This window comes from Photobacterium indicum (assembly GCF_003026215.1).
GTDB classification, from domain to species: Bacteria; Pseudomonadota; Gammaproteobacteria; order Enterobacterales; family Vibrionaceae; genus Photobacterium; species Photobacterium indicum.
In genome coordinates this window covers 746487-759169 of the sequence record NZ_PYOC01000001.1, presented here as the reverse complement: position 1 = coordinate 759169, position 12683 = coordinate 746487, and the positions used below count along the sequence as shown (strand labels likewise).

Sequence of the window (12683 nt, the reverse complement as noted above, 5' to 3'; positions counted from 1 at the left end):
TATGTTGTTCATCCGAACCAGCACACTTTGGCAGTTTTAATTTCTAAGTTATGTGCATACAGGAGCTTTAATGGGTACCAAATCTATACTTCGCACCTGCTTTGTTCTTTTATTTGTATTAGGTCGTAGCCCTATCGCTACAGCCAGTTTGCCTAATTACACCGATTCAGAATCCGAACTTCCCTCATCAGCGCAGAAGTCAAAAAAATCTTTCCAAGGATCGCTAAGTGGTCTCTATGCGATCCCAACGTGGAGGCAGCTGCACATTGTGCAAGATCAGAATGATCTCGATTCTCTATATCAACAAGCCTATATTGCTCAACATGAATTAGAGCAACTCATTCAACAAACGTCGATGATGACTGGTACAAGAGCTTCATCACCGGGCATTAAATCACGAGACAGAGCCGAATATAAAATAGCAACGGAATTAAATGGAAGTGTACATAAATTAACAGACCTAGCACGAGGCTCTTTAGTTGCCGATGACATAGGTAGTTTAGTGCAGGCCTTTGAACTTATGAGTAAAGAAGTGACGATTGTTGAAGTGAAAAACCGTTTCAAACAACCCGCAAAATCAGGATATCGAGATTTAAAAATGTTAGTTCGTCTTCCAAACAGCCAACATATTGCAGAAATACAGCTTCATTTAGAGGGTATATCTGATATTAAAAATGGTAAAGAACACCAATTATATGAACAGATTCAAACAATTGAACGTACTGCTAAAGCAAATAATCGTCAGTTAAATGATATAGAGTCAGCAAAAATAAGACAATTGCGTAATCAGTCACTTCATCTTTACCACTCTGTATGGCAAGAATATTTACAGCCTAAATTGGCCGTAAGTTAATTCCTACATTTTATATTCACTATCATTAAGGCTACTAATATGTGGCCTTTATCACAAAAAAACATCGTATTTTTTATCGTAGACCTAAATTCATCTTATGTTCAGGTATACCCGCTATTATATGCATTCATTCAAAAGATATGAGGAATATTATTAGAACAAACCACAGAACACATACACACTTTTTACGTCACCGTTTATATGTATGTTTTTGATGGAAAGCCCTACTAGGGGTTTCACAGGAGTTGTTTTATGCACATGAAATCTGTACTTCGTACTTTCTTCGTTCTCCTTATCGTCTTCGGTCGTACTTCGATCGCTGCACCACTACCTCAATATTCAGATTCTGACTATGAAGTTTCCCCTTACCAAACACAAGAAGGTAAAAAGTCTTTTCAGCGTAGCCTAAGTGGCCTTTATAACGTCAATAGCTGGACAGAACAGAATATTACCCAGCCTTACAGTAATTTTAACCAACTGTATCATGCAGCAACACATGCCCAGCAAGAATTAGATCTTCTGGCTCGTGAGATAGCATTGCATTCAAACACTCAAGCTTTAGTGCCAGCAGTTAAATCAGAAGAACGCGCTAAAGAAAAAATCAAGACAGAGTTACAAGGTGAAACTCATCGTATTACCGATTTGGCACGATGCTCATTAGTAGCAAATGATATACCGAGTTTGATGCAATCACTAGAATTGCTGAATAAAGAAGTCTCTGTTGTTGCGGTTAAAAATCGCTTTAAAAGCCCGACAGCTTCTGGCTACCGTGATTTTAAATTATTAGTACGCTTACCAAAAAGCCAAGTGATTGCAGAAGTTCAACTTCACTTAGAAGCCATATCTACGGTAAAAAATGGTGCTGAACACAAGATATACGAAGAAATCCAACGTATCGAACGCACAAGTATGACAGAAGAACGTAACATCTCTGAGTTTGAATTAGCACAGATAGAAAAACTTAGAACTGAGTCTTTAAACCTATACCAAAATGCATGGCAGCAATATTTACAGCCTGAGACCATAGCTGTTTAATTCCCTCCCCTCATACTGTGGAAGCTAGACATATCGTGTAGCTTCCATGTCCCCTACCCCCAAACTATCTCAAAATGCAGGGTTAGAGCCTTCCCTGCATGCTTATAATCACTAATCATCTGCAATCCATGGCTAATTAAAAGCGATTTTTCCTACACAGTTATCTAATAAACTACCTATACCATAGTGGTCTTGTGCTTGCTTGTAGGTCATTTCACCTTTCCCTAGTTGGTTAATAAAGCCCATTGTATAATCACGCTGAGAGCGCTTTATGATTGTTGTTCTAGAAGTATTCATAGATAAGTCTCCAATGTGTCAACTTATCTCAGGGCGGGACAAAAATCAGATACAAAAAAGCCGCTATCAAGTAGCGGCTTTTTCAATCAACGTATTTTAGTACGTGACTTATAGCAGATTAAGCGTTGTTGTTACGCTCACCGCTGTGACGGCGTGGACGATCACTGTTCGAGCTACCACGGTTTCCACCACGGTTATCGCTACCACGGTTGCGATCGAAACGACGCTCGCCACCATTGCCACCGTTGCTATCACGGTTACCACGGTATCCACCACGGCCGCCATCACGGCTACCACTGTTACGTGGACGGTGTTCGCGAAGAACTTCACCTTCAACAACAACAGCTTTTACATCGTTTTGACGAATGCGTAGCTTCTTAAGTTGTGCTGAAACTTCTGCAGACATCTTCTTAGGAAGCTGAACAAAAGTATGTGAAGGAGCTAGTTTAATAGCACCAATGAACTCTTTGCTTAGGCCAAGCTCGTTTGCAATTGCGCCAACGATATCTTTAACCTGAATACCTTGCTCACGGCCAACTTGTAATTGGTAAGTATCCCAATCAGCGCTGTTGTTTGAACGACGCTCACCGCCACGTTCGTTGCGAGAACCACGATCATCGTTACCACGACGCTCACGACGCTGCTGTTCACGCTCAATCGCTGCAATCATTGGGTCTGGACCTTTATAGAATAAAGGACGGTTACCTTGTTGACGTTGAAGAAGCATCGCAGCAAGCGTTGGTGCATCAACATTGATTGTTTCTTGTAATTTACCTACTAGTTCAACAAAAGCTTCAAGCGTTGCTTGTTCTTTCTGTGATTCTAGTTCTTGACCTAAACGAGTCAAGCGAGCAGCGGCAACTGCATCACGGTTAGGAAGTTGAATTTCTTCCATACGAGATTTAGTAACACGCTCGATAGTGCGTAGCATACGAATTTGGTTTGTACGAACCAATAGGATCGCTTTACCAGAACGGCCAGCACGACCAGTACGACCGATACGGTGGATGTAAGATTCTACATCGAACGGAATGTCGTAGTTAAATACGTGTGTGATACGCTGAACATCAAGACCACGAGCAACAACATCAGTTGCAACAAGAACGTCGATAACACCACGTTTAATATGGTCAACAGTACGCTCACGTAAAGACTGAGGAATATCACCGTGTAGAGCTGCTGCTTTACAACCACGCGAAGATAACCAATCAGCTAGACGCTCAGTATCTTGACGAGTACGAACGAATACGATTGACGCATCGATGTTCTCTTCAGTCTCAAGCATACGAATCATTGCTTCGTCTTTTTCTACGCCTTTAACGATCCAGAACTGCTGTGAAACTTGAGATACAGTACGGTTTTCGCCAGCTACGTCAATGCGCTCTGGGCTACGTAGGAAACGGTCAACAATTTGCTTAACGATTGGAGGCATAGTAGCCGAGAACAATACGCGTTGTGCAGATGCTGGAGCTTGTTCCATGATCCAAGTAACGTCATCAACAAAACCCATTTTCAACATTTCGTCAGCTTCATCTAGTACAAACGTACTAACTTCATCAAGGTGCAGACGATCACGTGAAATAAGGTCTTTAACACGACCTGGAGTACCAACAACAATGTGAGCACCATTTTTAAGTGCTCGCATTTGATCAACGATAGAAGCACCACCGTAAATCTCTAAAACTTTAAGACCTTTAATGTTCTGACCAAGGACTTTGATTTCTGCAGCAACCTGAATCGCAAGCTCACGTGTAGGAGCCATTACGATAGCCTGAGGCTTATGCTGAGAAAGGTCTACTTTATTTAGAACAGGTAGTGAAAACGCAGCCGTTTTACCAGTACCAGTCTGTGCCTTACCAAGTGCATCAACACCAGTAAGAAGTAGAGGAATAGATGCTGCCTGAATAGGCGTTGGTGAAACGAAGCCCATTGAGTCAAGAGCGGATAAAAGTGTGTCAGCCAATTCTAATTGGCGAAATTCTGTAACAGATTCTGGCATTGGGATCCCAATAAATAATCTAACGTAAACGGGGCCCCTTCTGCTTTACAAGTTCTGCAATAGCAACCACAAGCATGGGCCTCGACGATATGAGGCGCATATTCTGCTCCATTACGCGATAAAAGGCCAGAAAAAATTGAAGGCTGTCACAAAATAACTTCCAAACACTTACTATTTAGACAAAAAGTATGTGTCTTGGTCATTATCCTTATGAGCATTACTTCTTATTGGCACTATCCCGCAGCATAAAAGCACTTCTTCACCTTACTTACTCTTCTAGAAATACAGACTATAAATGTGGGAAAGGCATTTTATTTCTAATGTTATTGCCAGAGAAAAGTACAACGACTCGAAAAACACCGTACATAGAAGAGAGCTATCACCATTTTGGTAATTGTATAAGGATAGCGTTATTGCACTGTATTGCTGAAATCATTTCATTTTGCGTGCCATTTATTAACTGCTCTTGACCCTATATTTATTATCTGCCCTTGGCCCTATATATAGATAGAAAGCCACCGTTTTTCGACAATGGCACAAATCTTCACAAAATATACATTCCACAATCTTGGTTTTAGCGCCCCAAATACGTATAGTGTCTGGGTTAATATTCTGAGACCGAGCATAATGTTTCAAGATAATCCGCTGCTAGCCCAGCTTAAAAAACAAATTCAAGAAACCCTTCCTAAAAAAGAAGGTAACGTAAAAGCGACTGACCGTGGCTTTGGCTTTCTAGAAACTGATAATAAAGAAAGCTTTTTTATTCCGCCTAATTATATGAAAAACGTAATGCACGGTGACCGCGTGATTGCTGTGCTTCGTACAGAAAAAGAGCGTGAAGTTGCTGAACCTCAGGAGCTGGTAGAGCAGAACCTGACACGCTTTATTGGCCGCGTGAAGATGATCCACAACCGATTAAACGTTGTGCCTGATCACCCACAGCTAAAAGACGCAATAAAAGCACGCGCTATAAAAGGGTTGAATCCAGAAGAGCTGAAAGAAGGCGACTGGGTTGTAGCAAATCTAAATAGCCACCCGCTAACAAATTCAAACAAACCGTTTACTTGTGTGATTAATGAAAAAATCACAGACAGTAACGATAAAATTGCACCGTGGTGGGTAACACTTGCCCGCTATGAACTGCCTAACGCAGAGCCTGCACCGCAAGATAGCTGGAATATGCTAGACGAAGGTTTAGAGCGCCAAGATTTAACCGATATTCCGTTCATTACTATCGATGGTGAGTCAACCAAAGATATGGATGATGCGATTCATACGGTTAAGAAAGATGATGGTAACTTCGAAATCACGATTGCGATTGCCGATCCAACATCTTACATCTCTGTTGGCGATAAAATGGATGATGAAGCACGTAAGCGCGGATTCACCGTTTATCTACCTGGTCGTAATATCCCAATGCTTCCTCGTGAATTAAGCGATGAACTATGTTCATTGATTGAAAACGAGAAACGTCCTGTTATTTGTTGCCGTGTAACGGTTGATAGCGAAGGTGATATTCAAGACGACATCACGTTCTTTGCTGCATGGATTAAATCTCAGGCTCGTTTAGCGTATGACGATGTATCAGATCTGATTGAAAAAGGTCAGTCAGAAAAGTTAATGGCTAACGACGTTATTGCAGAACAAATCGATGCGCTTCATCAATTTGCTAATGTACGTAGCAAATGGCGTTCAAATAACGCAGTAGTATTCCCTGATCGTCCAGATTACCGTTTCGAGCTCAGTGAAGACAACGATGTTGTCGCAATTCATACTGATCCTCGCCGTACTTCAAATCGCATGATCGAAGAAGCAATGATTACAGCGAACATTTGTGCGGGTCGAGTATTAAGAGATAAATTCGGTACAGGTGTTTTCAATATTCATAATGGTTTCCATCCTGAAAAACTTGATACCGCGATGGAATTCTTGCAAAAAGTTGAAGCGCCATTTGAAAAAGAAGAACTGAAAACCCTAGAAGGTTTCAGTGCGCTTCGCCGTTGGTTAAATACGCTTGATTCAACGTATTTAGATAACCGCCTACGTAAATTCCAAGCTTACAGTGAGGTTGGTAATCAACCAGCTCCGCATTACGCTATGGGATTAGATGCTTACGCGACATGGACATCTCCTATTCGAAAGTATGGCGATATGATTAACCATCGTCTTCTTAAAGCTGTTATTACAGGCAACGAGCCATCTCAGAAACCTGACGATACTGTCGGTGAAGAGATTGCATTACACCGTCGTACACACCGTATGGCAGAGCGTGGAGTTGCTGATTGGCTTTACATTCGCTTGCTAAAAAATGCAGTGAAGGATGAAGCTGTCTTTACTGCTGAAATCTTCGACATTAATCGTGCTGGTATTCGAGTTCGTTTACTTGAGATTGGTGCTTCGGCATTTATTCCGGGGTCGTTAATTGTTGATAATAAGCAACGTATTGTTTGTAGCGGTGATTTAGGTACAGTTTCTATTGATACAGTACAAGAATATCAACTAGGTGATACATTTGAAGTGAAGCTAGCGGAAATTCGAACAGCAACACGCCAACTTGTTGCTAAACCTGTACAGCAGTTTCCTGCGCCTGAAGTTGATTCAGATGCAACAGAAAAAGAAGAAGAGAAAGCATAATCATTTTCTCTTTTTAAAATGAAAGGTCAGCCATAAGAAGCTGGCCTTTTTATTTATATACCCAAGCTACCTCAAGATGCAGGATTCAGAGTGATATCAGCGTATTTAATTCAAGGAATATGTGTGTAGGAATGGCATTCCCTTTCAAACACATTTGACACAGAAGTAGATACGCTGAATCACTCCCGAAGGGCGAGTTTTGTTGGGCTCTATGCGGTGTTACTTATTTTCAACGTAGAACGACTAGGTCTATAAATAAGTGCCTTGCCTAGAGCCCAACAAATTCTCGCTGAAACGAGCACCTTGAGGTAACTTGGGTATAATCGCTAGATGAATTGAACAAATAAAACAAAAATTATATCTCTCGATTGATACAATTCATTTCATAATTACAACAAATGCAGAGTCAGCTATGTCACAAGTAGAAAAAGATGTTCAGCAATGGTTAGAAGATGTCGTTATTGGCCTGAATTTATGTCCTTTTGCCGCAAAACCTAATCGTAATAAACAAATAAAAATACAAGTTTGCGAAGACGCTTCAGAAGATGTTTTATTGGAAACTATCTATCAAGAATTGCAAACATTGGATCAAACGCCAGTAGAAGAATTAGAAACAACCTTGGTGGTTGCACCCAACTTATTTAAAGAATTCGATGACTATAATCAGTTTCTTGATTTGGTTGAAGGGCTTGTCATTCAAATGAACAAAAGTGGCATCTATCAAATTGCCAGCTTCCACCCTGATTACTGTTTTTATGGTGCCGAGCCAGAAGATGCAGAAAACCTCACTAATCGTTCGCCTTACCCTATCTTTCACCTGATTAGAGAAGAAAGCATGGAAAAAGTGCTAAAACACTACCCTGATCCTGATGGTATTCCTGAGCGCAATGTTGAATGTGTAGAGAATCTAACAGACGCACAAAAAAGAAAGCTATTTCCTTACCTTATTAAGTAAATACCTACAGCGTTACCAGCTAGGGGCCTTAAGGCTCCTTCTGCATTATCATGCCAATAAAACCCTCAAATATTTGTAGAATAAAATGCAATGCATTAAGACAACTGAGCAAACATCTCAACGTCGGCTATTGTATATGTATGTGACTTGAACTTCATACATACCCAAGTCACCTCAAGATGCAGGATTCAGAGTAATATCAGCGTGTTTAATTCAAGGAAAATGTGTGTAGGAATGGCATTCCCTTTCAAGCACATTTGACACAGAAGTAAATACGCTGAAACGAGTAACTTGGGTATAGACTTAACGACAAAGGAATTGCTTTAAGTGCAGCTACTATCATTTTCCATTTTCAGAAATCCTGGATTTCGCTTTGGAATACCATCATTACTCTCTTTCTTAATGGTTATCTCATTAAAAGAAAGTCGTGAAACGTTGCTTGCTTATCAGAATTTGCTGCTAATACTGCCTTATATCCTTTTTGCTCTTATCATTATTCTTAGCCAACCATTTAATCAAGGACGTACGAGCCTTGTCGCATTATTGATGATAATTGCGTACTACATTGTACAAAATCACTTACAAGCCCCACTGACCAATAATACAACAAAACTCATTTATTATTTACTGGCGACTCTATTACCGCTCAATTTATTACTCGTGCATAAACTACCAGATAAACGGTTATGGTCTTTATTTGGAGGCTACTTTTGTTTATTTATTGCAATACAAATCATTTGGTCAACTATCTTCATTCAATATATTGAAAAAGCGGATCTTTCATCGTTGTGGGATTCAGGGTTGCTAACACAATTACACTTCTCTCCTCTTCCTCTTTTATTCATTATCTGGGGAGTCGTGGTCGCTGGTACTAGCACGTTTATGATTTTATTTCGTAATTATGGCTCTGACCAAGCAGTATTTATAGGGGTACTATTCTCCAGCTTAACATTCATTTTTTTTCAGTATGGCTTAGTCTCTTGCTCAGCCTTCACGTTAGCTGCCCTACTGCATATGTTTAATCTTATTATTTGTAGCCACGAACAAGCCTTTATCGATCAACTCACCAATATTCCAGGACGACGAGCACTAGAAACAGAATTAAAGAATCTCGGAAAAACCTACACTTTAGCCATGCTAGATATAGATCATTTCAAAAAATTCAATGATTTATATGGTCATAAAACGGGTGACAACGTTTTAACGTTAGTGGCTCAGCTAATAACGAAGGTAGGAGGAGGTGCACAAATGTTCCGATATGGTGGCGAAGAATTTACCATTTTATTTAAAGGTAAGAAAAGTGAGCAATGTGAAGTACATTTAGAAAAATTACGTATCGCTATTGCAGAATATAATTTAGTACTTCGAAATTATGCTGAACGTCCAGACAATGATAAGCAAGGCAGTATGACGCGAAAAAATAACGTTATACATCGCTATATTCATGTAACAGTAAGTATTGGGATTGCAGATAGCAAACTAACCTCTAATCCAGGCATAGTATTAAAAGCGGCTGATGACGCATTATATAGAGCCAAAGAATCTGGCCGTAACCGTCTTTCCCATTAACCCCGCCTAAGCGCATGACTACTCTATACACCCAAGTCACCTCAGGATTCAGAGTGATCTCAGTATGTTTAATTCGTTTCAAAAACACCAGATACAAAAAACCCGGTGAAAGCACCGGGTTCTGGTTACTAATAAAACTTATCTAACAAAAGCTAAGTCCAGCTATGCAGCAACGCCAATATTAAGTTAAGCATAGAATTCTTAACAGATCGGCGACCAAACCATTAGTTAAGCTCTACACTTAGGAGTGACTCATTCCTAAGTGAAAAGGAATGAGCCTTATTGTTATTGTTATCCTTTAACCAAGAAGCTCTTTTAATGTAGGCTTCTTGTTATATCTGACTGAAGAAAAACAAATTTGACCATTAAGTCTTCACTCAAGAGATAATTCCCTACGAGTATGATATTAGCAGTCATAGCGTCGCTTTAAAACCCTAACGTTCATCCTTAAGATGAATATTTCATTTCCTTTAATACCTATACCCAAGCTACCTCAAGATGCAGGATTCAGAGTGTTTTCAGCGTATTTAATTCAAGGAAAATGTGTGTAGGAATGGCATTCCCTTTCAAACACATTTGACACAGAAGTAAATACGCTGAATCACTCCCGAAGGGCGAGTTTTGTTGGGCTCTATGCCGTGTTACTTATTTTCAACGTAGAACGACTAGGTCTATAAATAAGTGCCTTGCCTAGTGCCCAACAAATTCTCGCTGAAACGAGCATCTTGAGGTAACTTGGGCATAGTACGATACCGTTTAAAGATCATTCAATCACGTGTATTTCTGGACCATTTTCAGCGCCAAATATAAGCAAAAAAAGCCTGCCATTTAGGCAAGCTTTCTATTTTTTGCTGGTTATTATTAACCCTTTACACCACCTGCAGTTAAACCGCCGACTAGGAATTTTTGAGCAAGCAAAAACACAATAGTAATAGGTATTGCCGATAGTACAGCAGCCGCTGCGAAATCACCCCATAGGTAGTTCTGAGGGTATAGATATTGCTGCATACCAACTGCTAACGTGTAATTATTCACATCAGTTAATAGCAATGATGCCACAGGTACTTCTCCAACCAAGCCGATGAACGACAGGATGAAAACAACCGCTAGAATTGGCACTGATAATGGGAGCAGAACATAGCGGAATGCTTGCCACGGCGTAGCACCATCAAGTGCTGCAGCTTCTTCCAGTGAAACATCAATCGTTTCAAAGTAACCTTTAATAGTCCATACGTGAAGTGCTATTCCTCCTAAGTAGGCAAAGATCAAACCACCATGCGTATTCAATCCCATGAATGGAATATACTGGCCTAAACGGTCAAACAATGCATATAGAGCAACCAATGCAAGTACTGCAGGGAACATTTGGAAAATCATCATCCCTTTAAGGATTGTGTTCTTCCCTTTAAAACGCATACGAGCAAATGCATAAGCACTTGTTGTCGATAGTGCAACAATGATAACTGATGTAATACCTGCAACTTTTACTGTATTCCATAACCATAGTAAAACAGGGAATGGTGGTGGCGTTATACTGCCATCATTGTTAGTTACAGCAAATCCGAGAGCTAAGCGCCAGTGATCCAATGTTGGGTTAGTCGGGATTATCTCACCACCTGCAAAGTTACCCTCACGGAATGAAATTGCAATTATCATCAACAACGGAAAGATAATCATTGATAAGAAAATACACAAGCCTATATGTGTTGCCCAAACTCTATATTTCAATGACCTCGATGGAACCATAGCCATAACGTCTCTCCTTAGTCTTGTGAAAGCTTAGTGAATCGAAGATTAAGTAGCGCCATACCACCCACCAATAAGAAAATAATTGTTGCGATTGCACCAGCAAGACCAAAGTCTTGACCACCACCACCTTCAAAGGCAATACGGTAGGTATAACTTACTAGCAAATCAGTGTAACCAGCCGGTTCTGAAGTACCCACCATATTAGGGCCACCAGCAGTCAATAGCTGAATCATTACAAAGTTATTGAAGTTAAATGCAAAGCTAGCAATAAGCAGTGGTGTCAAAGGCTTAATCATCATCGGAAGTGTGATTGTGAAAAAGTTCTGAATAGGACCCGCACCATCAATAGCAGACGCTTCATATAGGTCATCAGGAATCGACTTCAACAGACCCATACATAAAATCATCATATACGGGAAGCCAAGCCAAGTGTTCACTAACACAACCATCACTCGAGCCATAATTGGATCAGAGAACCAAGATGGTTTAATCCCTAATATGGCTTCAAGAAATAAATTTATCTCACCAAAACTCTGGTTAAATAAACCCTTGAATATCAAGATAGAAATAAACGCTGGTACCGCATAAGGGAGAATAAGAAGTACGCGATAAATACTGCTACCTTTTAATGGCTCCCACTGAACGAGACACGCTAGTACCATACCTAAAGCCAGTGTTAATGCGACCGCTAAAAAAGCAAAAACTACTGTCCAGATAAAGATATCAATAAAAGGTTCTTTAATGCCATCATCCGTCATCACTCGTTCGAAATTAGCACCACCCACTGTTACAACAAATCCAGGAGAGATCGGCTTATCTACAAATTTACCGTCTGCGTCAATAGGCTGATAAAAACCAATTTCCATATTTGGCTGATACATTTGCTGAGTTTGGTTATTCAGCATGCTAAGACCATCTTCCTGAAGCGTAAAGAGATCTGTATCGGCAGCAAACTTACGTAGGCCACTCATGCGAATCTCATGACCATCAGGCATCACTAACTCAAGTTTTGTTAAGTTAGCGCGGTTTTTAACGATTGATTTGATCTTCTCTTTTTCACCCTGAACACTATCAACTTGACGAAGAGTCATCGCTTCAGAGGTTGTATTGGCGAGTTCGAAGACATCAGAAGCCAATAGCTCACCATCTGCTTTAATAATCAGCTGATGACCATTCTCTACTTTGTAGAGATCAAAACCGTAACTTTCACCCGACTGGAAACTACGCTGTTCCAAGACCGACTGCGTTCTTTCCAATGTTAACTGGTTTGATGCACTGTAGTTGGTAAACGCCAGCCCTATGGTATAAACCAATGGGAAAATAATAAAAACAAGCATCCCTGCAACACCAGGGAAAATGTAGCGATGAGCGTATGTTTTGTTGCTTCCAAAAATATAAAGAGCAAGTGCGGTTAGAACAACGGTAAGAAGAGCAAAAGGTATTTCACCTTGAGCATACATCAATACGGTAGCATAACCATTAACAACACCGATCATGCCTAGAAGCGACCATTTAAGCCACTTACGATAATTTAATTTAGGGCGTTCTTGTTTTGAATCCAAAAGCCCTGCACCTTGAACCGACTGCATCTC

At 40.3% G+C, this 12683-nt stretch carries 9 protein-coding genes; 5 read left to right on the top strand and 4 right to left on the bottom strand.

The genetic code is table 11. The annotated features are described in order from the left end of the window. The first annotated feature begins 70 nt into the window (after nt 1-70). Both C9J47_RS03225 and C9J47_RS03220 read left to right on the top strand, forming a co-directional pair. Nucleotides 71-853 carry a nucleotidyltransferase family protein gene (locus tag C9J47_RS03225; protein WP_107252221.1) on the top strand — a complete coding sequence of 261 codons (783 nt, stop codon included), beginning with the start codon at nt 71-73 and terminating at the stop codon, nt 851-853. A 252-nt stretch (nt 854-1105) separates the two neighbouring features. Further along, nucleotides 1106-1888 (top strand): nucleotidyltransferase family protein, encoded by a 783-nt coding sequence (locus tag C9J47_RS03220; protein ID WP_107252220.1) that lies wholly within the window; start codon nt 1106-1108, stop codon nt 1886-1888. A gap of 132 nt (nt 1889-2020) precedes the next feature. Here the strand turns inward: C9J47_RS03220 and C9J47_RS26970 are convergent, their stop codons facing one another. Both C9J47_RS26970 and C9J47_RS03215 read right to left on the bottom strand, forming a co-directional pair. Then, complete coding sequence (locus tag C9J47_RS26970; RefSeq protein WP_170107403.1) at nt 2021-2185, bottom strand: hypothetical protein; 165 nt, start codon at nt 2183-2185, stop codon at nt 2021-2023. Between the two features lie 118 nt (nt 2186-2303). Then, nucleotides 2304-4184 (bottom strand): DEAD/DEAH box helicase, encoded by a 1881-nt coding sequence (locus tag C9J47_RS03215; protein WP_107252219.1) that lies wholly within the window; start codon nt 4182-4184, stop codon nt 2304-2306. 627 nt (nt 4185-4811) lie between these two features. Between C9J47_RS03215 and C9J47_RS03210 the strand changes: the two genes are divergently transcribed. From C9J47_RS03210 to C9J47_RS03200, 3 genes are all read left to right on the top strand, one after another. After that, the gene (locus C9J47_RS03210; RefSeq protein WP_107252218.1) at nt 4812-6818 is read left to right on the top strand and encodes an exoribonuclease II; all 2007 of its coding nucleotides are present in this window, start codon (nt 4812-4814) and stop codon (nt 6816-6818) included. Nucleotides 6819-7230: 412 nt separating this feature from the next. Continuing rightward, nucleotides 7231-7773: a DUF1415 domain-containing protein gene (locus tag C9J47_RS03205; protein ID WP_107252217.1), complete on the top strand. Its 543-nt coding sequence runs from the start codon at nt 7231-7233 to the stop codon at nt 7771-7773. A 327-nt stretch (nt 7774-8100) separates the two neighbouring features. After that, the gene (locus C9J47_RS03200; RefSeq protein WP_107252216.1) at nt 8101-9342 is read left to right on the top strand and encodes a GGDEF domain-containing protein; all 1242 of its coding nucleotides are present in this window, start codon (nt 8101-8103) and stop codon (nt 9340-9342) included. Between the two features lie 861 nt (nt 9343-10203). Here C9J47_RS03200 and malG read toward each other — a convergent pair. Together malG and malF are read right to left on the bottom strand one after the other, a co-directional pair. Then, nucleotides 10204-11094 (bottom strand): maltose ABC transporter permease MalG, encoded by an 891-nt coding sequence (gene malG, locus C9J47_RS03195; protein WP_011220507.1) that lies wholly within the window; start codon nt 11092-11094, stop codon nt 10204-10206. Between the two features lie 11 nt (nt 11095-11105). After that, the gene (malF, locus tag C9J47_RS03190) at nt 11106-12680 is read right to left on the bottom strand and encodes a maltose ABC transporter permease MalF (RefSeq protein ID WP_107252215.1); all 1575 of its coding nucleotides are present in this window, start codon (nt 12678-12680) and stop codon (nt 11106-11108) included. Nucleotides 12681-12683 lie beyond the last annotated feature (3 nt).

Excerpts from the sequence above, each read along its gene's own strand:
- C9J47_RS03225 (WP_107252221.1), top strand. The coding sequence starts at position 71 with ATGGGTACCAAATCTATACTTCGCACCTGCTTTGTTCTTTTATTTGTA.
- C9J47_RS03220 (WP_107252220.1), top strand. The coding sequence starts at position 1,106 with ATGCACATGAAATCTGTACTTCGTACTTTCTTCGTTCTCCTTATCGTC.
- C9J47_RS26970 (WP_170107403.1), bottom strand. The coding sequence starts at position 2,185 with ATGAATACTTCTAGAACAACAATCATAAAGCGCTCTCAGCGTGATTAT.
- C9J47_RS03215 (WP_107252219.1), bottom strand. The coding sequence starts at position 4,184 with ATGCCAGAATCTGTTACAGAATTTCGCCAATTAGAATTGGCTGACACA.
- C9J47_RS03210 (WP_107252218.1), top strand. The coding sequence starts at position 4,812 with ATGTTTCAAGATAATCCGCTGCTAGCCCAGCTTAAAAAACAAATTCAA.
- C9J47_RS03205 (WP_107252217.1), top strand. The coding sequence starts at position 7,231 with ATGTCACAAGTAGAAAAAGATGTTCAGCAATGGTTAGAAGATGTCGTT.
- malG (WP_011220507.1), bottom strand. The coding sequence starts at position 11,094 with ATGGCTATGGTTCCATCGAGGTCATTGAAATATAGAGTTTGGGCAACA.
- malF (WP_107252215.1), bottom strand. The coding sequence starts at position 12,680 with ATGCAGTCGGTTCAAGGTGCAGGGCTTTTGGATTCAAAACAAGAACGC.